Annotated in this window: 22 protein-coding genes and 1 pseudogene; 10 read left to right on the forward strand and 13 right to left on the reverse strand. The window is 69.6% G+C overall.

What is annotated here, in order from left to right; all coding sequences use genetic code 11:
- The first annotated feature begins 6 nt into the window (after positions 1 to 6).
- Both H1W00_RS08005 and H1W00_RS08010 read left to right on the forward strand, forming a co-directional pair.
- Positions 7 to 948: a serine/threonine dehydratase gene (locus H1W00_RS08005; RefSeq protein ID WP_181755218.1), complete on the forward strand. Its 942-nt coding sequence runs from the start codon at positions 7 to 9 to the stop codon at positions 946 to 948.
- A 109-nt stretch (positions 949 to 1057) separates the two neighbouring features.
- Positions 1058 to 1888, forward strand: coding sequence for an alpha/beta hydrolase (locus H1W00_RS08010; RefSeq protein ID WP_206679985.1), 831 nt, complete (start codon positions 1058 to 1060; stop codon positions 1886 to 1888).
- A gap of 7 nt (positions 1889 to 1895) precedes the next feature.
- On the opposite strand, the gene H1W00_RS08015 is transcribed toward H1W00_RS08010, so the two are convergent.
- Positions 1896 to 2522 carry a maleylpyruvate isomerase family mycothiol-dependent enzyme gene (locus H1W00_RS08015; protein ID WP_181755219.1) on the reverse strand — a complete coding sequence of 209 codons (627 nt, stop codon included), beginning with the start codon at positions 2520 to 2522 and terminating at the stop codon, positions 1896 to 1898.
- Between the two features lie 69 nt (positions 2523 to 2591).
- Here H1W00_RS08015 and H1W00_RS08020 point away from each other — a divergent pair, with 69 nt between their 5' ends.
- Both H1W00_RS08020 and H1W00_RS08025 read left to right on the forward strand, forming a co-directional pair.
- Positions 2592 to 3599: an NAD(P)-dependent alcohol dehydrogenase gene (locus H1W00_RS08020; protein WP_181755220.1), complete on the forward strand. Its 1008-nt coding sequence runs from the start codon at positions 2592 to 2594 to the stop codon at positions 3597 to 3599.
- 39 nt (positions 3600 to 3638) lie between these two features.
- On the forward strand, positions 3639 to 4448 hold the full coding sequence (locus tag H1W00_RS08025; RefSeq protein ID WP_181755221.1) for a PIG-L deacetylase family protein: 810 nt from the start codon (positions 3639 to 3641) through the stop codon (positions 4446 to 4448).
- A gap of 27 nt (positions 4449 to 4475) precedes the next feature.
- On the opposite strand, the gene H1W00_RS08030 is transcribed toward H1W00_RS08025, so the two are convergent.
- Positions 4476 to 4895, reverse strand: coding sequence for an SAM-dependent methyltransferase (locus H1W00_RS08030; RefSeq protein ID WP_181755222.1), 420 nt, complete (start codon positions 4893 to 4895; stop codon positions 4476 to 4478).
- Between the two features lie 85 nt (positions 4896 to 4980).
- On the opposite strand from H1W00_RS08030, the gene H1W00_RS08035 reads away from it, so the two are divergent.
- Entirely contained in the window at positions 4981 to 5577 is a 597-nt protein-coding gene (locus H1W00_RS08035; protein WP_181755223.1) for a malonic semialdehyde reductase, read from the forward strand.
- Positions 5578 to 5581: 4 nt separating this feature from the next.
- Here H1W00_RS08035 and H1W00_RS08040 read toward each other — a convergent pair whose 3' ends face one another.
- The 3 genes from H1W00_RS08040 to H1W00_RS08050 all read right to left on the reverse strand — a co-directional run bounded on the left by H1W00_RS08040 (position 5582) and on the right by H1W00_RS08050 (position 10594).
- Positions 5582 to 6499, reverse strand: a complete 918-nt coding sequence (locus tag H1W00_RS08040) for a tocopherol cyclase family protein (RefSeq protein WP_206679986.1) — start codon at positions 6497 to 6499, stop codon at positions 5582 to 5584.
- A 291-nt stretch (positions 6500 to 6790) separates the two neighbouring features.
- On the reverse strand, positions 6791 to 9904 hold the full coding sequence (locus H1W00_RS08045) for a hypothetical protein (RefSeq protein WP_181755225.1): 3114 nt from the start codon (positions 9902 to 9904) through the stop codon (positions 6791 to 6793).
- A 168-nt stretch (positions 9905 to 10072) separates the two neighbouring features.
- Positions 10073 to 10594: a phosphoribosylamine--glycine ligase gene (locus H1W00_RS08050; protein WP_181755226.1), complete on the reverse strand. Its 522-nt coding sequence runs from the start codon at positions 10592 to 10594 to the stop codon at positions 10073 to 10075.
- Positions 10595 to 11020: 426 nt separating this feature from the next.
- On the opposite strand from H1W00_RS08050, the gene H1W00_RS08055 reads away from it, so the two are divergent.
- On the forward strand, positions 11021 to 11317 hold the full coding sequence (locus tag H1W00_RS08055) for a DUF2277 domain-containing protein (RefSeq protein WP_181755227.1): 297 nt from the start codon (positions 11021 to 11023) through the stop codon (positions 11315 to 11317).
- Here H1W00_RS08055 and H1W00_RS08060 read toward each other — a convergent pair.
- The 3 genes and pseudogenes from H1W00_RS08060 to H1W00_RS08075 form a co-directional block, all read right to left on the reverse strand.
- Positions 11314 to 11793 carry a hypothetical protein gene (locus tag H1W00_RS08060; protein WP_181755228.1) on the reverse strand — a complete coding sequence of 160 codons (480 nt, stop codon included), beginning with the start codon at positions 11791 to 11793 and terminating at the stop codon, positions 11314 to 11316. The two genes, H1W00_RS08055 and H1W00_RS08060, sit on opposite strands and share 4 nt — an antisense overlap.
- Positions 11794 to 11858: 65 nt before the next feature.
- Positions 11859 to 12917 (reverse strand): annotated as a pseudogene (locus tag H1W00_RS08070) (putative manganese transporter).
- Between the two features lie 112 nt (positions 12918 to 13029).
- Positions 13030 to 13953 carry a manganese catalase gene (locus H1W00_RS08075; RefSeq protein WP_181755231.1) on the reverse strand — a complete coding sequence of 308 codons (924 nt, stop codon included), beginning with the start codon at positions 13951 to 13953 and terminating at the stop codon, positions 13030 to 13032.
- 248 nt (positions 13954 to 14201) lie between these two features.
- Here H1W00_RS08075 and H1W00_RS08080 point away from each other — a divergent pair, with 248 nt between their 5' ends.
- Positions 14202 to 14972 (forward strand): AfsR/SARP family transcriptional regulator, encoded by a 771-nt coding sequence (locus H1W00_RS08080; protein WP_181755232.1) that lies wholly within the window; start codon positions 14202 to 14204, stop codon positions 14970 to 14972.
- Between the two features lie 4 nt (positions 14973 to 14976).
- Here H1W00_RS08080 and H1W00_RS08085 read toward each other — a convergent pair whose 3' ends face one another.
- Complete coding sequence (locus tag H1W00_RS08085; RefSeq protein WP_181755233.1) at positions 14977 to 15390, reverse strand: DUF8059 family membrane protein; 414 nt, start codon at positions 15388 to 15390, stop codon at positions 14977 to 14979.
- Positions 15391 to 15468: 78 nt separating this feature from the next.
- Between H1W00_RS08085 and H1W00_RS08090 the strand changes: the two genes are divergently transcribed.
- Together H1W00_RS08090 and H1W00_RS08095 are read left to right on the forward strand one after the other, a co-directional pair.
- Positions 15469 to 16092 carry a MerR family transcriptional regulator gene (locus H1W00_RS08090; protein WP_181755234.1) on the forward strand — a complete coding sequence of 208 codons (624 nt, stop codon included), beginning with the start codon at positions 15469 to 15471 and terminating at the stop codon, positions 16090 to 16092.
- Entirely contained in the window at positions 16082 to 16600 is a 519-nt protein-coding gene (locus H1W00_RS08095) for a mycothiol transferase (protein ID WP_181755235.1), read from the forward strand. The genes H1W00_RS08090 and H1W00_RS08095 overlap by 11 nt, the downstream gene beginning before the upstream one ends.
- A gap of 18 nt (positions 16601 to 16618) precedes the next feature.
- On the opposite strand, the gene H1W00_RS08100 is transcribed toward H1W00_RS08095, so the two are convergent.
- Entirely contained in the window at positions 16619 to 17374 is a 756-nt protein-coding gene (locus tag H1W00_RS08100; RefSeq protein ID WP_181755236.1) for a glycoside hydrolase family 16 protein, read from the reverse strand.
- A 38-nt stretch (positions 17375 to 17412) separates the two neighbouring features.
- Here H1W00_RS08100 and H1W00_RS08105 point away from each other — a divergent pair, with 38 nt between their 5' ends.
- Positions 17413 to 18057, forward strand: a complete 645-nt coding sequence (locus H1W00_RS08105; RefSeq protein WP_181755237.1) for a M23 family metallopeptidase — start codon at positions 17413 to 17415, stop codon at positions 18055 to 18057.
- Between the two features lie 6 nt (positions 18058 to 18063).
- Here H1W00_RS08105 and H1W00_RS08110 read toward each other — a convergent pair whose 3' ends face one another.
- From H1W00_RS08110 to H1W00_RS08120, 3 genes are all read right to left on the reverse strand, one after another.
- Positions 18064 to 18300, reverse strand: a complete 237-nt coding sequence (locus H1W00_RS08110) for a hypothetical protein (RefSeq protein WP_181755238.1) — start codon at positions 18298 to 18300, stop codon at positions 18064 to 18066.
- 61 nt (positions 18301 to 18361) lie between these two features.
- A complete protein-coding gene (locus H1W00_RS08115) occupies positions 18362 to 19198 on the reverse strand; it encodes a sigma-70 family RNA polymerase sigma factor (protein ID WP_181755239.1) in 837 nt (278 codons plus the stop codon).
- Positions 19199 to 19263: 65 nt separating this feature from the next.
- The gene (locus H1W00_RS08120) at positions 19264 to 19641 is read right to left on the reverse strand and encodes a PNPOx family protein (RefSeq protein WP_181755240.1); all 378 of its coding nucleotides are present in this window, start codon (positions 19639 to 19641) and stop codon (positions 19264 to 19266) included.
- Position 19642: the final 1 nt, after the last annotated feature.

The raw sequence follows: 19642 nt of genomic DNA on the forward strand, positions 1-19642 counted from the left end.
GGACGCGTGACGGTCACCCGGCAGGATGTGCAGGCAGCAGCGCAACGCATCAAAGGCCGCGTGCGGCGCACGCCGCTGTGGCGGGCGTCCGCCGACGACTCCCTGTGGCTGAAGCTCGAGCAACTCCAGCACTGCGGTGTGTTCAAGACCCGCGGCGCGTTCAATCGCCAGCTCGCCGGTGTCGAGGCCGGTGAGATCACCGACGCCGGCATCGTGGTGGCGTCGGGCGGGAACGCCGGCCTGGCGCAGGCCTTCGCGGCCCGCGAGCTCGGCCTGAGGGCCACCGTCTTCGTGCCCGAGTCGGCGCCGCAGGTGAAGGTGGACCGGATCGCGGCGTACGGAGCCGAGGTGCGGCGGGTCGGCAGCGAGTTCGCGGAGGCGTACCGAGCGTCCGTCGACTTCGCGGAGCAGTCCGGGGCCGTGCTCGCGCACGCCTACGACCAGGTGGAGGTCGCCGCCGGCGCCGGGACGCTGGCCGAGGAGATCCTCGAGGACGAGCCGTCGATCGACACGATCGTCGTCGCGGTCGGGGGCGGCGGGCTGTTCGCCGGCGTCGCGGCCTCGGCGCTCGGCCGGGCCCGGGTGGTCGCGGTCGAGCCCGAGCTGTGCCCCACGCTGCACCGCGCGATGGAGGCCGGCGGCCCGGTCGACGTGTCCGTCTCGGGAGTGGCGGCCGACTCGCTGGGCGCGCGCCGCCTCGGCGACCTCGCCTTCGCAGCGGTCGAGGCCGAGTCGCCGGTTCCGGTCATGGTCACCGACGACGAGATCGTCGCGGCCCGGTCGGCGCTGTGGGACGAGTTTCGCGTGCCGTCCGAGCACGGCGCCGCCGCGGCCTACGCGGCGCTGCACTCCGGGCGGTACGTGCCGCAGCCGGGCGAGCGCGTCGCGGTCGTGGTGTGCGGCGCCAACACCGACACGGCCACCCTGGCCTCGCGACCCGCGCGCTGACCTCGCGGTCCTGATGATGGGTCGATTCGGCCCACATATGGGCCTCAGCGACTCAACTTCCCTCCGGTCGTGCGGTTGCCTCGGGCGGGTCCCGCCGCGAGCATGAGGGATGACCGCGCCGCTGAGCAGGAGGCTGATGGTGGTCCTTCTCGTGACGCTGCTGATCGTCGGGACGGGGGTGCTCGCCGTGTGGTTCCTGCAGCGCCAGCTGATCTACTTCCCGGACTCCGAGCCGGTGCCGTCGGCCGCTGAGGTGGTCGACGGCGCGCGGGACGTCACTCTCCGCACGGAGGACGGGCTCGACCTCGAAGCCTGGTTCGTCCCGGCGGCGGAGGCGACCGACAAGGGCCTCGCGGTGCTCGTCGCACCCGGCAACGGCGGGAACCGGTTGAGCCGCGCCGAGTTCGCCACGGCGCTGAGCCGTCGCGGGCTTGCCGTGCTGCTGATGGACTACCGCGGCTACGGCGGGAACCCAGGCCGGCCGAGTGAGTCGGGACTCGCCGCCGATGCGGACGCCGCCGCGGTCGCGCTGGAGGAGCTCGGCTACCCGCCCTCGCGGACCATCCACTTCGGCGAGTCGCTCGGCACCGGCGTCGTGGCGGCGCTCCAGGTCAGGACGCCGCCGGCGGGCGTGGTGCTGCGGTCGCCGTTCACCGAGCTCGCCGACGTTGGGGCCCACCACTACCCGTGGCTGCCGGTGCGCCTGCTGCTGCGCGACCGGTTCCCCGTTTCCGAGCACCTCGCGGACAGTGACGTGCCCGTCACGGTGATCTACGGGAACCGCGACTCGATCGTCCCCACGGCGCTCAGCGAGCAGGTCGCGGACGAGGTCCCGTCGCTGTTCGAGCGCGTGGAGCTCACCGCCGACCACAACGACGCCGTCATGTTCGGGGCGCCGGTCGCCGACGCCGTCCTGCGCCTGGCGAACGAGGTCAGGTGAAAGCTCCTCAGCGAAGCTCGGCGGTGAGCGGCTCCAGGCCCGGGCCCTCGAGGTCCTCGAGCGCGACCGCCCGTCCCGTCAGCACGAGCAGGAGGGACAGCGCCGGACCGCTGACCTCGGGGCCGTCGCCGAGCGCGACGTCGGAGTCCGTTGCCGAGAGCCGCACGTGCGTGAGGAGCTCCTTCCCACCGCCGAACGACCGCGGCGTGCGGGACTGGAGGTGGATCGCCCGCTCGACGGCCTCCTGCGGGTAGGCGCGGGCGATGGCCAGCGGCCGCCGGATGTCCTCGCCGTGGACGATCGCCTCCACGAGCCGGCTGTCGAGCGGCGCGGGTGGGGTGGTCGTGCGCTTCGCTACCGAACGGAGCCCTCGAAGCGTCTCCGCAGGAGTCGCGCCGCGATGGCGCCGGACGCCCCGGTCGTTCTGGCGGTCGAAGTCGAACCGTGCGCGCGCGAGTCCCGCGACGAAACCGACGCGCGTGGTGAGCGCCGTGTCCACGAGGTGCGCGACGACGACGTGCACCGTCCACGCGGCGCACAGGGACGGGGTGTCCCAGGCGGCGGCGGGCAGCTGCTCCAGATCGGCGATCAGCGCATCGCGCTCGGCGTGGACGATCGGCCAGACGTCGGTCATGCGCACTCCCTAGGGTCGGAACCGGTTGGCGCTCAGACTACGGACCCGTCGTCCACTACGGTGCCGAGCATGAGAGCCGTCCTGCAGACCCGCTACGGGTCCGTCGACGATCTCCGCGTGGGTGAGATCGACCGCCCGGAGCCCGCTGAAGACGAGGTGCTGGTCCGGGTGCGGGCCGCGTCGGTGCACCCGGACGTGTGGCACGTCGTGGCAGGGAAGCCCACCGTCCTGCGGCTCATGGGCTCCGGGGTCCGGCGTCCGCGCCAGCAGGTGCCCGGCACCGACGTCGCGGGCGTGGTCGAGTCGGTGGGCCGCGAGGTCACGCGGTTCAAGCCGGGCGACGAGGTGTTCGGCGAGACGATCCGCGGCGTCCAGTGGCGCAACGGCGGCGCCTGGGCCGAGTTCGCGACCGCGCCCGAGGTGGGGCTCGCGCACAAGCCCTCCGGTGTCACGTTCGAGGAGGCCTCGGCGGTGCCGACGGCCGGCCTCATCGCGCTCAACAACCTCCCGCAGCGGTGGGTGCCGGCGGGATCGCGGGTGCTGGTGAACGGGGCCGGCGGGGGAGTGGGCGCGATCGCGGTGCAGCTCGCCAAGGCGTACGGCGCGGAGGTCACGGCGGTCGAGCACACGAGCAAGCTCGACCTGGTTCGCTCGCTCGGCGCCGACCGCGTGATCGACTACACCGCCGAGGACTTCACCCGCAGCGGCGACCGCTGGGACGTCATCTTCGACGTGCCGGGCAACCATCCGTTCCGGGAGGTGCGCCGCGTGCTCGACCCGCACGGTCGCTACCTCCTCATCGGCCACGATGCGTTCGGTGCGGGCGGACACCACTGGCTCGGCGGCATCCCGCTCCAGCTCGGGCTCATGGCGCGCTCCGCGGTCAACCCCCAGCTGCGCGGCCCGTCGTTCGCCTCCCCGGACAAGCGCGAGCTGATGGGCACGCTGACGCAGCTCATGGAGACCGGGCAACTGCGCGTGGTGGTCGACCGCACGTTCCCGCTCGAGCAGGCGCCCGAGGCGCTGCGCCACCTCATGTCGGGCCGGGCGCTGGGCCGGGTCGTCATCCGTCCGTGAGCCTGTCGCATCGGCCCCGGCCGGGCGTACGCTCCGAGGATGAGCGCCGATGAGCTGCTTCCACCCCTCCCGTCCGATGCCTTCGAGCGCGTCCTGTGCGTCGTGGCGCACCCGGACGACGTCGAGTACGGCACGTCGTCCGCGGTCGCGCGGTGGACGAGCGAGGGCATCGACGTCGCCTACCTCCTGCTGACGCGCGGCGAGGCCGGCATGGACGCGCTGCCGCCCAAGGAGACGGCCGAGCTGCGGCAGCGCGAGCAGATCGCCGCCTCGGAGATCGTGGGCGTCTCGGACGTGCAGTTCCTCGACTACCCCGACGGGATCCTGGAGTACTCGCTGGCGATGCGCCGGGACATCTCGATGGCGATCCGGCGCTTCCGGCCCGACGCGGTCCTGGTGGGCTCGTGGGACATCGAGTTCGTCGCGGGGCTGAACCAGGCCGATCACCGGGTGGCCGGGCTGGCGGCCCTCGACGCGGTGCGCGACGCCGGCAACCGGTGGGTGTTCCCCGAGCTGCTCTCGGAGGGGCTGGAGCCGTGGTCGCCGCGGTGGCTGCTCGTGTCCGGTGACTCCGCGCCGACCCACGGCGTCGACGTCACGGGCGAGCCGCTCGAGAAGGGGATCGCCTCGCTCGAGGCGCACGGTCAGTACCTCGCGGGCATCGAGGGACATCCGCCGCCGCGCCCCATGATCACGGGGATCACCAAGATGCAGGGACGCCGAGTGGGCGTCGCGCACGCCGTGCTGTTCCGCGCCTTCGACTTCCAGGCCCCGCCGCCGATCGCGCGGGAGGCGATGGGGCTCAGTGGAGGGGCTTCACCCGAGGAACCTCCGCTGGGCCTGAGCTGACTGAGACGCGAGGGTGCCCCGAAGGGGTCACGTCCAGAGCCGGCCGTCGATGTAGAACGGCGCTCCGGGTGTCGTCGCCGCGGTGATCGCCTCGAGGGCGGCCGCGGCGGCGGCGGGCTGGCGCCCGTCGAAGGCACCCACGCGGTTCGCGAGCGCCAGGTCGTAAGGAGGCTCGCCGGGCTCGAGGGCGAACGACTCCACGGGCGAGCACCTGACGCCCACGAGTCCGTCGCGGATCTCGGCTGCGCAGGCTCTTTCGGTGGCCGCGGTGCCGCGTTCGGACCGGTCGACGACGAGGACGAAACCGGTCGGCCGCACTCCCGCGGCGATGGCACGGGCCAGTGGACCGGGCGCGCCGCCGATCTCGAGAACGCGCAGCCCGGGCCGCAGCGGCAGTACGTCGAGTACCTCCGCGAGTCGTGAAGAAAGCTTCGGACTCGGGTCCATGACGTCATCCTCGCAGCCGTCGACGTGAGCGGAGACACGCTCCGGACGTGGAATCCTCGGCTCGGCGTGGCGCGTTAGTTGAAATGTGAACAATTCTCTGCGTCTGTCCCCCGAAGCCCAGGACCTGCTGTTCCGTGAGGCCCGCACCGCCAACTCCTTCACCGACGAGCCGGTGACCGACGAGCAGGTCGCGGCCATCCAGGACCTCGTGAAGTACGGGCCGACCGCGATGAACTGCCAGCCCCTGCGCGTCGTGCTGATCCGCAGCGACGAGGCTCGCTCGCGGCTGCTGAAGCACATGGCGGACGGGAACCGCGACAAGACGGCGACCGCGCCGCTGGTGGCCGTGCTGGCCGCCGACACGAACTTCAACGAGCACCTGCCCACCGTCTTCCCGCACGCGGAGGGCGCCAAGGACTGGTTCCCGGACGCGGACGCCCGTGAGGCGATGGCCCGCTTCAACGCCGGCATCCAGGTCGGCTACTTCGTGATGGGCGTGCGCGCCGCAGGCCTGGCCGCGGGCCCGATGACCGGGTTCGACGCCGCCGGCATCGACGAGGACCTGCTGGCCGGCACCGGCTACAAGTCGATGGTCGTCGTCAACATCGGCCACCCCGGCGAGAACGCCTGGTTCGACCGCCTGCCGCGTCTCGAGCACGAGCAGGTCGTCACCGCGCTCTGAGCCGTCAGAGGAGCGGGCGGGTCGTCGGGGGAGCGTCCTCGGCGTCCGGCCCGTGACCCCGGCGCGTGACCTCGGCGCGCGCCCGGTCGATGCCACCGTGCTCGAGCGCGGCGACGTGCGACTCGCCCTCCCACGCGACGCTGCCCCGGTGCCGCACTGTGACGCGCATGTGCGCGCCGAGGTGCTCGATCGCGCCGGGCACGTTGCGCCGTTCGAGGGGGAGGGGCACCGGCAGCACGTGAGCGCTGGCGAGGCTGCCCGATCCCTCGATGTCGACGCGCCACCGCGCGCTGCGGCCCTGGAGCGACCAGCGCTCGTCTGTGACCTCCGCCCGCACGGGTGAGACGACCGGGTCGCCGAGGCGGATCACCGAGCCGTCGGGCAGCCGCACGACCACGGCCGTGACGGTGGTGCGCAGCGGCCCCGCGGTGACCTCGCCGCCGGCGAACGCGACGCACACCGACGGGTCGGCGAAGCCCTGCGCCTGGCCCCACCACCACGAGTCGGGGAACCCGCCCTTGCCCCAGTTCTTCTCCGCGTAGACCGACCAGCCGTCGAGCTCCCACGTCTCGTCGCCGACCACGGCCGTGCCGTGCGCGGACCCGCCGAGCAGCCACGGGTGCCAGTACTGGTTGAGCCCGGGGACCGACTGGAACACGCTCGACCCGCCGAAGCTGCGCCGCGGCCAGGGCACTGGCTTCGTGATCCGGACGTCGAGCCGCGCGTCCGGCGCGAGGTCGACGTGGAGGCTGTCGGTCGTGCCTTTGAGGGCGTCACCCGAGGTCACGCCCAGCTCGTGTTCGTCGGCGTGGCCCTCGGGGTGCGCCGTGGTGTGGAGGAAGCCATTCGGGTGCGCCGCGATCCCGAGGGTCGACCACGTCCCGTCGGCCGCCCGGTTCACTCCGTTCAGTGCGATCACCACGCGGCCAGTGGCGGGGTCGGTGAAACGCCAGAAGTAGCCTTCCATCGCGACCCCGTGCGCAGGCAAAGGGTCCCCGAACGGCCTGTCCGCCCCGTTCGCGCGGTACGTGACCTTCACGGATCCGACGGCACGACGCAGCGGCGATGTCATTTCCGCACTATCGCAGAGGACTCAACTGGCGGCATTCGCTCGACGCGATGACATCCCGCGGCGTCCCCCCCCCCCGGATCGATGCGGAGGAACTCCTCTCGGAGGCAGCGAGACGGGCACCGGGTTGGTGTTGCTCGGCGCTCAGGTCGCGCGCGCCGGGTCCGGGACGAATCCGTCGGGAGTTGGCTTGAACGTGGTGAGTCGTTTCGGCTTGTTCTGCGGCGGAGTTGTCGGCGGGGCGTTTTGGAAAGCTCTAAGACCGTCGTAGTCCATCTCGCCAACCACGAAGTAGTCGTGTTCGCCTCCGCGGAGCCGAACAACATCGCGCCCCCACTCTTCTTTGCTTGGCGCCCGGAGTCTGGTGTCTCCATATCCGCGAGTGTTGGCCTGAGCGATGTATGCATGAAGGTCAAGCGCAGACGCTTCGACGAGAGCCTCGAACGAATGTAGATCTTGGTTCCATTCGGGTACGAAGAGGGCGTCGACACCGCCCCGCAGATGAGCACGGTAGTTGATGTTGGTGAACTCACTGCATATGAGAAGTCCGAATCTGAAGCCTCCGTGCTCGATGACCGGTGGGTTCGACCATCGAAATTCAGGCGTCCACGTCGTCTTGGTTTCGGTCAGGATGGGACGCTCAGGGTATGCCGGATTCTGCTTGTCCTGGCGGTAGAGGAAGTAGTCGGTCGTCAGGTTGTTCGTTCGGAGCGCAGCCCACACCTGATTGGAAATGCCGCTGCTCGGTCGCGGTTGGTGTTCGATCCCTGCGATAAGGCTGATCCCGGACCGCATAAGGCCGAGGGCGAACTCGTCGAACCAGCTCTCCGGGATGGAGAGTTCCGGAAGGAGGACGTAGTCGGGCCGTCTATCGCGTTTCTTGTTGGGCGGCAAGTGGGCTCCGTCATCGACGCCCTTACGAACAGACTCGAGAAGCGCACGGATGGCGTTGTAGCGCTCGCCTGTCAGCGACGCGCCGCTTCCCTTTGCCGATTCGATGGTGTCCTGCTCGTTGGTCTCCATCATCACCAAAGCGATCCGGACAGGCGATCTGCGGCGGTCCATCGGCACATGGATCACCGAGGGGAGGTCCTTGCGGTTCTCGAGCATGGTCCTCGGGTGCCCGTAACCGCGGAACGCCTTCAAGACCTTGTCGACGAGGGTCCAGTCAGCGATGCCGTACCCGTTGGGAGCGTGCGGCGCGAGGACTCGATACAACTCCATCATCGACGGTGGACGTGTAGCGAACGCGAGCCCCGCGTCGTGGCTTCCGTGCCGAAAGTTGCCAAGAACTGGACCACGCCAGTTCGGTAGCGCTCTGGCGAGAGCGTTGAGCCCTTCCCGTATGACCGGATGCAGCGGCGCCTTCCGACGCGAAGCTGCGGGCACTTGCTCACCCTTAGCAAAGCCGAGAACACCCCATCTGTAGGGACGATGTGCCAAGTCGCGTTGCGCTAGCCGCACATGTGCATCTCCTACGGCGCTGACCTTCGAGAGGATCTCAGCGTGCCGCGGCTTTAGCGGAGTCAGCAATTCACGGGTCTCGCGGAGGATGCTCCCGGTCATCGGGCCAACCCAGCCGCGTGCGAGGCCATCTATCGCTTGGTCTGCGAGATATGTTGCCCACCGGTCAAGCACAAGATTGCGACGCCGCTCATCGATTGGAATGTCGGAGACCTTGATGTCGCAGGTGTCGCGGACTTCTTTCGGGAGGGTGGGAAGTACCGCGAAGGTCGGGAGGAGAACCTTCGCGTCCGAGCACGCCGCCCCCAACGCAAAGATGCGGGGCAGATAGTTCGCCAACTCGAACAGCGAAGGGAGTGACAGGACGTGTTCGCGGACGGCGTGGAAGAACTCCTTCCGTTCGGCCTCCCATGCGCCGGGGCCGAGGTTGCGTTCAAATCCCTCGAAATCTCGGATGCGAATGGAGAATGATTGCTTGCGAGCCGAGATTTCGTCGGCGTCCCGAAGGTTGAGGGCCGGGTCCCCGTCCGAGCGCCGAGCTTGAGCAATGGACGGTTCGATCTCGGCGAGCGACGGTGGGACGACTGCGAGCGCGCGCCACTCACTGTTTCGCTCTTCGATGTTGGACTTGATGGCGTCGATCACGGCGTACCCGCTGGGTGCCGCAAGATGGAATGTCTTGTTCTTATCGTTCGCGAACACGACTTTCGAGGCAGTGAGGTAATCGGGGACGTACCGGAGGCCGTGCTCGTCGGAAGCCGGGTCGGTACTCCCTAGGATGAGGAGCCCGCCAGTTCGTTTGGAGAGCTTGCGAAGGAATGCTGCCTGGTTCGGCGTGTCACCCTCGTCTTCGACTACCAGAAGGATGTCGTCGACATACCGTCCGTAGAAGAGAGGATCCATCTCGTCCATGACGTTGTCGAGTTCCCTCAGTGCCAGGTTCGCGACGACGGCGGATGCAGGGAGCCCGACCGGCAGTCCGCAGCCTCCGTGCCAGTCGATTTCTTCCGCCACAAACGCCGCCCACGACTGGAGCGCGTCGACGAACAGCCGGTGTAGCTTCCGCTGCCACGGTCCAAGTTCGAGGCTTAGGGCATCGTCGAGGAATTGTTCGTTGAGGAGAAAGCTGACGTCCAGACGGTGATAGAACGCCGTGACATCCGCAGTCATCGCGATGATCTCCGAGCCGGAGTCGAGTCCCTCCCGCATCCTTCTGAGGCCGTCATTGCGCCAACTCCGGTATGCGGACCGGTAATTCTTGAACGAGCCAGTGCTCAGGTGATCGATTGACCCAAAGTCCAAGTACTGAAGTCGGCTACCTCGCGCTGAGGAACTTAAGTTCATGTCCAAGAACGTGCCGACGTGCAACATCCAGAGGGTCGAAAGGACATGGAAGTCAATGCTGCAGGTTGCCATTAGTCGGAATTCTGCTGTTGGACGGTTGTCCTCGTTCCCGTCCCAATGACCGCGCCACGACTTCGCTGGCACCGACCAAAAGGAGCGGCGAACGCTCTCCGGCTCCCTCAACGACTTGGGGACAAACGTGAAGCCACCCGTGAAATCCCGGCATCGAACCCATGACTCGTCATCGCCCGCCAGTTGTTCGCGGAGCCTATGAAGATTTTGAGCTAAGTCCTCCTCGTACTGAACGAGTTCGAGGCGGCGAGGGTTGTCGTCGTAGTACAGGTCGACTTTTGCCTTCCGATACGCCGTGACAAGGTCTCGCAGAACGGTGTCATGGTCGTACTCAGAGCGCATTTTAGTCCAGTTCTCAGGGCCGATGCCGGGCGTCAAGCGAACGCCCTGCTTCTCGACGCCCGTATTCGAAGTATGTCAGTTTCGGCTCAGCGACTGGCCGACGTGAGCATCGTAGAGGTGCCTGATGATGCGCAAATGGCACAACCGAAAACTCCCAGCAACGACCGCCGTCGCGGGCGCGCCTTTGGGTACGAGAGCGTCGGACTACGCGCGCAAGAATTCGGGCGTTTTGATGCTCTTACCCGTTCCCAAGGCAGCGGTCATGTAGATCCCTTGGACGTTCTCATTTAGTACCTCGCGGGACGACGATGCGAGTTTCGCGACGTCCACGGCGTCTACGTACCATGTCTCGTTGGTTCCAGGCAGGAGCTGGTAGGGCAATGAAGGGCCAATCAGGCCACCGAGGGGGTTGAGGGTAAGAGCGCCGCCGCGAGTATGTACCGCAACGCTCGAGATTGAGACTGGTGCTCGACCGTGATTGGTCACCCGAATTCCGACAACTTGGGTACCAATGATTCCCTGCCGCCGCAGGCTGGAAAGATCATGTGGCACCCCCTCTTTCACCCGGCCGGAGTAGACGCTGTTCCCGTCGACCAGCCCATGGATGAGGGTTGCTCTTGGTCGGCCGCCGGCGAGCAGCCATTGGGCAACCTGCCATCCCAGGGAGAGCCCCGCAAGCACCAAAGACAAGGCCGAGATCAAGAGGGCGGCAACCGTTGCATCCATGGAGCGTCACCCTATGCGCAGTTTCTGACACTTCCGATTGCAACTATTACCGCACGATCCCGGCTGGCGTGGACCGGTGCGACGCTGGACCAAAGCGTGGCTGGGACCGAGTTCGACAGCTTTATGCGAAAGACGTCTCGAGGTGCGGCGCAGCTGACCCCGCCAGCTCATGCGTCTACACGGTTCGCGCGGCCCTGAAGGCCCCCGTATCGCTTGGGCCCCGCGAGCGATTCGTCGCCTCTCGCGTTTGTCGGGGGTCCTCCGCGCCGCACGCGACTTCCGTGCGCTCAACGGCTGGAGGGCTTTTCGCTCACGCGTCGCTGAACAGTTCCCAACGGAGTAGGGCCTGGACATCGCGTGACGCGAAGCGGACGAGCAGCTACTTCGCGCCTTTCGTGCCCGCAACGCACGGGTTACCGTCGGAGTATGTGCCGAAACATCAGGGTGCTCCACAACTTCGAGCCCGCGACGACCGATGACGAGGTGCGTGAGGCGGCGCTGCAGTTCGTGCGGAAGGTGAGCGGGTCGACGCGGCCGTCGCAGGCGAACGCCGAGGCGTTCGAGCGGGCGATCGACGAGATCGCGGAGGCGACGCGGCGGCTGCTCGACGACCTCGTCACGAAGGCGCCGCCGAAGAGCCGTGAGCTCGAGGCGATCAAGGGGCGCGAGCGTCACGAGAAGCGGATGGAGCGCGAGGTCCGGAACCGGACCGCGACGGCCTAGGCCGAACTCGCCGCCGTGTCGTGCACCAGGTGGTGCCACACGAGCGCGTGCCCCAGCGCGACCAGGAGGACCAGCAGGAGCGCCTCGGCCTGGATCGGTCGCAGGCCCACGAGGTCGGCCGCGCCGGGGAACACGCCCATGAGCGCCACCAGCACGTAGACGGCGATGGAGCCGGCCCGGATCGCGGTGAGGGCGGGCTCGTGGCCGGACGTGAGCAGGCGCACCGTCGCCAAGCAGCCCGCCGCGGCGATGACGATGAAGCTGACCCTCCAGATCGCCGGCTGCTCCACGCCGCCGACCTGCGCGAACAGTCCCATCAGCGCCGGCAGCAGGAACGCCAGGTAGACCCCGCCGATCGCGCGGCGGCGCACCGGGTCGCCCACCCAGCTCGTGTCGCGCAGCGTCACGCCCCACCACAGGCCGACCAGCGTGAAGCAGGTGGCGGAGAAGACCGCGTAGAACGTGTTGACATCCATCGTGTCCCCCCGGAGCGCTCAGCCCCAGTGTGGCGCGAGCGCGGCCACTTGGACAGACCTGTGGCTCAGCCCAGCAGCAGGATGCCGAACCCCACGACCACCGCGGGGATCGTGGTGATCACCGTCGCCAGCAGGGCCGATCGGTGTTCGAGCGCCAGCAGGGGGATGAGGGCGTCGCCGTCCTGGCTCACCGTGCTGGCGGCGAGCGTGGAGAGCGGCATGCCGCCTGCCAGGAAGATCCCCGTGAAGACGATCTGGATCGCGCAGCCCGGGATCAGGCCGACGCACGCGCCGACGAGCACGCCCACGGCACCGAACAGCGGCAGCTGCGAGCCGTCGAAGCCCGTGCCGGCCGAGACGAGCGCCTACGCCACGTAGGCGAAGGCCACCCAGACGGTCACGAAGGCGACCTCGCGTCCGCCATGACGCAGGACCTCGGCCAGTGAGCTCGGGTTCGCCGTCTCGGGGTCGTCGTCGGCCACCTTGCAGCCGTCCCGCACGAACGCCACCAGGCACAGCGCCGTGCCCATCGCGCCGAGCGCCAGGTAGGGGTCGACGCCGCCGAACAGCGACTCGCCCAGGGCCGCCGGGTCGAGGAGCTGGAACGTGACGGGCAGGCTCACCACCAGTCCGCCCGCCAGGAACATCCACAGCGCCAACGGCAGCGGACCGAACGCGGTGAGCGCCGGTGCCGCGACCGCCCCGCCGGGAGGTGCGGGTGAGGGCGCTGCCTCCCTGAGCAGCACCCCCACCGCACTGATCCGAGATGGAGCAGCGCTCGACCCGGTGGCCCGGACGACGCGGTCGCGGCGCAGACGGGGCGCGAGCCCCGCCGCGTCCACGATGTACCCCGTCACGGCGCCCGTGATCACCAGAAGCACCTTCAACTTCAGTGTGAGCACCGGCTCCGCCGCGAGGAGCACCCACGACGCGTCGCCCATCGTGGCCACCAGCGCCGCGACCGCAGCCCCGTACGACACGGCCCCGCGTGAGTAGACCGCCATGACGATGATCGCGCCGCCACACCCCGGAGGGACGTCAGCAGTGCCGCCACCAGCGGGCCGAGGCGACGGTGCCGCTCCAGCGCCGCGTCGAAGCGGTCGCCCCAGCGGTACCGGGCCCAGCCGAACGGGGCGGCGAGCAGGGCCACGAACACGCCCACCTGCATGAAGGCGTCGGCCATCGGACGGATCACGATCTCGAGCACGGAACCTCTCCTCTCACGCGGGCCGCGACTCACTTGTCGTCGCCGGTCAGGGCTTCCTTGGCCTTGTGCAGGAGGTTCTCGGCACCCTGCTTGAACGCGCCACCGGCGTTGCCTGGGGTGCCGGGGCCCATGCTCCCGTCGTAGGTCGAGAAGAGCAGCGGATCCGGCGGGGGCACCTGGTTGACGTCGTCGGTCAACGGGACGCCCTCGGCGAAGACCAGCTCCTCGTTGCCGATGAGCGTGTTGCCCTGGGCCCAGCGGCCCTCGCCGGCGCGGCTGCCCTCGGTGAAGGAGTAGAACGTGCGGGCGTGCTCGGTCTTCTCCTCGTCCTTGTGCGAGTCCTCGAGACCGTCGGTGAAGCCGTCCTCGATGAGCTGCTCGATGCCCAGCAGCCACTGCTGCTGGTGGTAGGTGTCGCGGGCGAGGTTGAACTGGAGGGTCTCCTTCACGCCCGGGTCGTCGGTCATGTTGTAGACGCGCGCGGTCTGCAGCCGGCTCTGCGCCTCCGCCGCGACGTTGCTGCGGAAGTCGGCCAGCAGGTTGCCGCTCGCGACGATGTAGCCGCCGTTCCACGGGACGCCCTGGCTGTTGGTCGGCATCGCGGCGCCGCCGGTGACGATCGCGTGCTGCACGTTCTGGCCGCCGAGCACCGCCGCGAGCGCGGGGTTCGCTGCCGCCGCCTGGGCCTGGGTCTCGGACGGGGCGCCCTCGAGCAGCCGCGCCATCATCGTCACGAGCATCTCGACGTGGCCGATCTCCTCGGTGCCGATGTCGAGGATCATGTCCTTGTACTTGCCGGGGATCCGGCAGTTCCAGCCCTGCCAGAGGTACTGCATCATCACGGTCATCTCGCCGAACTGACCGCCCACGAGCTCCTGGAGCTTCGCGGCGAACAGCGCGTCGGGGCGCTCGGGCTTGACCTGGAACTGGAGCGACTTGGTGTGCCGGTACATGGTGTCTTCCTCCGCCTCGGGTGCGCCGTTCGCACCGCTCGGCACCACCGTGGAGGCCGCGCGTCACCCCGTCGTACGACCTTCCGCGACGCTCACGCCGCCGTTGCGCCTCGGGCGCGTGACCGAGCCGTGCCGGTGACGTGGCAACCGCGTTTGGGCCCCTCCTCAGGGGGGGGTACCTGCGCGACACCGCAGGCCCTGCAGCCGGTCGGGGCCAGACCCACCCGAGCACGCATCCGAGGTCGCCCATGGACCGCTCACCGCCCACGCCACGACTCTCCCTGCTGGGCGGCTTCGACCTGGTCTTCGACGGGGAGCCGGTCGTGCTCTCCGTGCCTGCGCGCAGCCTGCTGGCCCTGCTCGCGATCGCGCACCGCCATCGCCCCGCGTCCCGCACCGGACTGGCCGAGCGGCTCTGGGTGGAGGCGCCCCCGGCGCAGGCCGCCTCCAACCTGCGCTCCGTGCTGTGGCGGCTGCCGCGGCCGCGCGGACGGCAGCTGGTGAGGTCGGAGGCGACGTCGCTGCGGCTCGCCGCCGACCTGGAGGTGGACGTGTGGAGGGGAGAGGCGCTCGCCGAGGCGCTGTGCGCGGCCGCCGACCCGCTGTCGCACCCGGGGGTCCAGGACCTCGCCATCCTCGGCATGGACCTGCTGCCCGACTGGGACGACGAGTGGCTGAGCGTCGAGCGCGAGAGCTACCGGCAGAAGCGCCTCCACGCCCTCGAGCGCTACTCCGCCCGGCTGCGCGAGCGGGGCCGCTTCGTGGACGCGCTGCTCGCAGGCCTGACGGCCGTGCGGTCCGAACCGTTGCGCGAGACCGCGCACCGCCGCGTGATCGAGGTGCACCTCGCGGAGGGCAACTACTCCGAGGCGCTGCGCCAGTACCAGGGCTACGAGCAGCTGCTGGCCGACGAGCTGGGCCTGCCGCCGTCGCCGGCCATCGAGGAGCTGGTGGCTCCGCTGAAGCGTCGGCCGTCCCGGTCGCGGCACCGCCCGCCGAAGCGGGCGACGCGGGCCTGAGGCGTCAGGCGACGAGCAACCCGACACCGAGCGTGGCGAGGCTGACCGCCAGGAGAAGTCCTCCGGCGAAGACCAGGACGATCAGCCGGTTCGGCTCGGTGCGTCCGCGACCCATCGAGGCGAAGAAGAAGCCGCCCGGCATCAGCAGTGCCGACACCGCGACGCCGGTGCGCGCCAGCCACTCCCAGATACCGGTGAGATCGGTGGCGTCGACGAACGGCTGGCAGACGAGCGCGAGCACCAGCAGCACGCCGGCGTGCGCGTGACCGGCGCGGGCGAACTTCTCCTGGAACGGCGTGGCGCGCTCGCGACCCGTGACAATGCGAACCATGTAGAGGCCGCCCGTCTCGACGGTCACGAGCGCGAGGAAGAGGATGCCGGCCAGCTGACGGGAGGCGTCGGAGAGCAGGGGTTCCATGGAGGACTCTAATGTTCGGATAGTGGAACTATCCCATTTATTGGAGACCTTGACTATCCCATCTGTCAAGATGGCGTCATGCGCCTCGCCGAACTCTCCGCACGCAGCGGACTGCCGACCGCGACGATCAAGTACTACCTGCGAGCGGGCCTCGTCCCGCCCGGCGCAACGGAGGGCGCCACGTGGGCGCGTTACGACGAGTCGCACCTGCGGCGCCTGCGCCTGGTCCGCGCCCTCACCGACGTGGCCGGACTGGCGCTCGAGGAGGTCCGCGCCGTGGTCGCTGCGCTCGACGCGTCCGGATCGCTGCACGAGGCCCGCGGCGTGACGCAGTGGCACCTGTCCGCGCCCGTGCAGGACGAGCCGTCCGAGGAGTCCCGGCGCCAGGTGGATGCCCTGCTCGCCCGGCGCGGTTGGGACCTGGAGCCGGACAGCCCGCACCGCCGGACGCTGGCGGCCGCGCTCGACACCGTCGACGAGCTCGACTTCCCGGCCACCGACGAGGTGCTGGACGCCTACGCCGAGGCCGCCGCGACCGTGGCCGCCGTCGACGTCCCACGGGTCACCAGTGAGACCGATCCGATCGTCGCCGCGGAGAAGCTCATCGTCGGAACCCTGCTCTACGAGCCCGTGCTGACGACGCTGCGGCGGATGGCGCACGAGGCGGGCTCGGGCGTGTCATCGTGGACGGGTGGAAGCTGAATTCCCGAGCCCGTCACTCCCGGCCGACTCACGAGCGGATGTCCTCATCCGCTACCTCGACTACTTCCGCGATCGTGTGATCGCCAAGACCGAGGGCCTCGACGAGGCCGAGCGACGACGCAGTCGTCTGTCGTCCGGATGGACCCCGATCGAACTCGTCAAGCACCTCACGTTCGTGGAGCTGCGATGGCTGGAATGGACCTTCGAGGGCCGTGAGGTCGACGCGCCGTGGGGTGACCGACTCCACCACGAGCGGGACCAGCCCTGGCACGTGGCACCCGATGAGGCCACCGAGGACGTCATCGCTGCGCTGGCGACCCAAGGTGCACGCAGTCGGGCCGTGATCGCGGCCCACGACCTGGCCGACGTCGGTCGCCCCGGGCCGCACTGGAGAGGCGCGCCCGCCACGCTCGAGCGCGTCCTGCTCCACCTCATCCAGGAGTACGCGCGCCACCTCGGGCACCTCGACATCGTCGCTGAACTCGCCGGTGAGCCTGTCGGGGAGTAGCCGGTCCTCGTCGTCGTGTCAGGCCGTCTCGCGGATGCGGTCCACCACGAGCCGGGGGACGTGATCGGGGTCCGCGCCGGGCGCGCGCTCGGGGAAGTCGAAGACCGCGAGGATCACCTGCATGGGGTACGCCGGTGGGCTCGCGCAGGTGCGCAGCGGCTTGCCGTCCACCGAGAACCGCACCTCGTCGGCGGTCCAGTCGAGGGCGTACGTGTGGAACTCGGCGACGTCGATCGGCAACCGTGTCGTCGCGAAGTCCTCAGGCACGTCGGGATCGCGGAAGGCATGCAGTCCGGCGCCCACCTCCGCGGAGCCCGCCTGGAGCGTGTCGCCGAAGACCTCGAAGAGGCAGATCTCGGCCGACTCGCGCGGATCGAGCTCGCGTCCCACCAGCCAGCACGAGGCCATCGAGCGCGGCGACAGGTCCATCCGCGCCACCACCTCGAGCGACGTGAGCCTCGGGGTCCAGCCCCAGAACGTCTCCTGCTCCTCGCGCACCGTCAGGCCCTCGCGGAACGGCTGCTGGCCGATCGTGCTGCCGACAGGTCCGGAGTGGTTGCCGCTCTGCACGCCCGAGACGCGCAACGGCGGCTGGTGGTCGTCGGCGCACCACAGGCCCTGTTCCGGCGCGATGCGCAGGGTCAGGCAGGAGTCGCGGACCTCGACGTCCGCTGCGGAGGACTCCAGCGAGCACCACGCGGGCAGGTAGTGGGGGAGCCACACCGACCGGTCGAGGCCCGGCCCGTCGAAGTCGTCGTGAAAGACACTCGGCATGCCTCATGGTGCACGTGCCGGGTGCCAGAGTGGAAGCCATGACGGACGGTCATATCGCGCCCATCGAGCTGGCGTATCCCTTCACCGGCCGGTGGCTGGCTCGCAACAGCCCGGCGCGGCGCGTGCCGAGCCATGGCACCCACCTGATGGGGACGACCTACGCGATCGACTTCGTCGCGGTGGACGAGCGGGGCCGGTCGGCGCCGTGGAGCTGGCGCGCGGCGGTGGCCACCGAACCACCCGAGGGCTTCGTGGGTTTCGGTCTCCCGATCCTGGCGCCGTGCTCGGGTCGTGTGGTGGTCGCCCACGACGGCGAGCCAGACCACGAGGTGCGACGATCCGCGCCGACGCTGTTGCGGTACGCGCTCACGCAGGCGCGGCGGGTGCGGGCCGGTGCCGCCGCAATCGCCGGCAACCACGTGGTGATCGCAATGGGGGAGGGTGGGCCGTTCGTCCTGCTTGCGCACCTGCGGCAGGAGTCGGTACGGGTGGCCGTCGGCGACGAGGTCATCGAGGGCCGCGCGGTGGGTGCCTGCGGCAACTCGGGCAACAGCACCCAGCCGCACGTGCACCTCCAGGTGACCGACAGCCTCGAGTGGAACGTGGCCAGGGGACTGCCACTGGCGTTCCGAGGGCCGGACGGCCCCACCCTCCCGGGCGAGTCCGAGATCGTGACTGCGTGACCCGCGTCAGTCCTCGGGCAGCTCGGCGAACTTCTTCTTCATGTCGTTGTACCAACCGAGCGACTTCTTCGGGTGGCGCCAGCGTCCCTTCATGGCGTCGCGCGCCTCCTGGTGGGTGGCGTCGCCGGCCTTCTCGGCGGCCTTCAGGTGCTTGTCCTGGGCGTTGATCACGGCGTCGGCGTCCTCGCCGCGGTGGGCGTGGTCGCAGGGTCCGCCGAGGTCGCGGCAGGTCATGGTCTTCATGGTGTTCTCCTTCGTTGGGCCTTCATCTGTCTGACGAGTGGGAGGGCGTCGGTGTGACCGATCAGCCCCGGGGATCTGCGCCGTCGCGGCGCTGCACCGTCTCCAGCACCTCGGGGGCGGCGCGGAACGTGATGGCCTGCACGAGGCCGTCGCGGATGGTGAAGTCGAACACCACCTGCGCGGCTCCCTTGAGGAACCACGCGGTGCCGGGACGGTCCTCGACGAACACGGGCAGGGCCGCGTGAGCGCTGCCGTTGAAGAACGCGGCCACCTCGCCGCGCCCCTCGATGCGCTCGGGCGTGCCGACCAGGATCGCCGCGTCGTCCGCCGACACGAGCGCGTCGGGCGCCAGCAGCTGCAGCAGGCGGTTGAACTCGCCGTTCCTCGCCGCGGCCATGAACGCGTCCACGACCTCCCAGTCGGTGAGGCTGTCCTCGGGCCGCGGCTGGGTCACCTTGGCGCGGGCGCGCGAGGCGAGCTTGCGCGCCGCCGCCGGAGTGGTGTCCAGGACCGCGGCGATCGTGCCGAACTCGAAGCCGAAGCTGTCGTGCAGCACGAAGGCGACCCGCTCGCGCGGGGCCAGCCGCTCCAGCACGACGCTGAGCGCGATCCCGACGGTGTCGGCCAGAGCGACGTCGTCGGCCGGGTCGCCCTCGGTCTCGCCGGGGTCGACGTCCTCGAACGGCACCGGGGTGCGGGACTTCAGCCGGTCGAGGCAGAGCCGCGTGGTGACGGTGGTCAGCCAGGCGGGCAGGTCGTCGATCGGGGTCTCGTTGCGGTGCAGGCGCAGCCACGCCTGCTGGACGATGTCCTGCGCCTCGGCCGGGTCGCCGAGCACGCGCCCGGCGATCGCGACGAGGCGTGGTCGCTCCGCCTCGAACTGTTCGGTCTGCTCCACGGCGTCCACCCTTCCATCTCGTTCGTTCACCCCGCTGACGATCGGGACGTGCCGGATGTGACCGATCAGAGCGGAGTCGTCGTGAACTCGAGGAAGTCGTGCACGTCCATGGCGCGCAGGATCGCGGCGATGGGCGCGGGCACGTCGGCGTGGGCGTCGGTGCGCCTGCGCGGGTCGGAGATCGCGTACCTGCGTCCGGCGCGGACCATCTCGCCCTGGCCCGCCGCGAGCAGGTTGAGCGCCCAGTTCGGGTCGTGCCCGTAGGTGAGCGCCACGATGTGGCCGCGACCCGTGGCGAACGCCATCACCGGCGCCTCGAACGTGCGGCCGGTGCGCCGGCCGAAGTGCCGCAGCACCACCAGCGGGGGCACTTTTCTCGCGAGCGGCAGCATGTACGGGTTGAGGACCCGGGGAAGGGCGGGGAACCGGCCGAGGAAGGGCATG

It is taken from the genome of Aeromicrobium phoceense (genome assembly GCF_013868155.1).
GTDB classification, from domain to species: domain Bacteria; phylum Actinomycetota; class Actinomycetes; order Propionibacteriales; family Nocardioidaceae; genus Aeromicrobium; species Aeromicrobium phoceense.

Excerpts from the sequence above, each read along its gene's own strand:
- H1W00_RS08010 (WP_206679985.1), top strand. The coding sequence starts at position 1,058 with ATGACCGCGCCGCTGAGCAGGAGGCTGATGGTGGTCCTTCTCGTGACG.
- H1W00_RS08015 (WP_181755219.1), bottom strand. The coding sequence starts at position 2,522 with ATGACCGACGTCTGGCCGATCGTCCACGCCGAGCGCGATGCGCTGATC.
- H1W00_RS08020 (WP_181755220.1), top strand. The coding sequence starts at position 2,592 with ATGAGAGCCGTCCTGCAGACCCGCTACGGGTCCGTCGACGATCTCCGC.
- H1W00_RS08025 (WP_181755221.1), top strand. The coding sequence starts at position 3,639 with ATGAGCGCCGATGAGCTGCTTCCACCCCTCCCGTCCGATGCCTTCGAG.
- H1W00_RS08030 (WP_181755222.1), bottom strand. The coding sequence starts at position 4,895 with ATGGACCCGAGTCCGAAGCTTTCTTCACGACTCGCGGAGGTACTCGAC.
- H1W00_RS08050 (WP_181755226.1), bottom strand. The coding sequence starts at position 10,594 with ATGGATGCAACGGTTGCCGCCCTCTTGATCTCGGCCTTGTCTTTGGTG.
- H1W00_RS08055 (WP_181755227.1), top strand. The coding sequence starts at position 11,021 with ATGTGCCGAAACATCAGGGTGCTCCACAACTTCGAGCCCGCGACGACC.
- H1W00_RS08060 (WP_181755228.1), bottom strand. The coding sequence starts at position 11,793 with ATGGATGTCAACACGTTCTACGCGGTCTTCTCCGCCACCTGCTTCACG.
- H1W00_RS08075 (WP_181755231.1), bottom strand. The coding sequence starts at position 13,953 with ATGTACCGGCACACCAAGTCGCTCCAGTTCCAGGTCAAGCCCGAGCGC.
- H1W00_RS08080 (WP_181755232.1), top strand. The coding sequence starts at position 14,202 with ATGGACCGCTCACCGCCCACGCCACGACTCTCCCTGCTGGGCGGCTTC.
- H1W00_RS08085 (WP_181755233.1), bottom strand. The coding sequence starts at position 15,390 with ATGGAACCCCTGCTCTCCGACGCCTCCCGTCAGCTGGCCGGCATCCTC.
- H1W00_RS08090 (WP_181755234.1), top strand. The coding sequence starts at position 15,469 with ATGCGCCTCGCCGAACTCTCCGCACGCAGCGGACTGCCGACCGCGACG.
- H1W00_RS08100 (WP_181755236.1), bottom strand. The coding sequence starts at position 17,374 with ATGCCGAGTGTCTTTCACGACGACTTCGACGGGCCGGGCCTCGACCGG.
- H1W00_RS08105 (WP_181755237.1), top strand. The coding sequence starts at position 17,413 with ATGACGGACGGTCATATCGCGCCCATCGAGCTGGCGTATCCCTTCACC.
- H1W00_RS08110 (WP_181755238.1), bottom strand. The coding sequence starts at position 18,300 with ATGAAGACCATGACCTGCCGCGACCTCGGCGGACCCTGCGACCACGCC.
- H1W00_RS08120 (WP_181755240.1), bottom strand. The coding sequence starts at position 19,641 with ATGCCCTTCCTCGGCCGGTTCCCCGCCCTTCCCCGGGTCCTCAACCCG.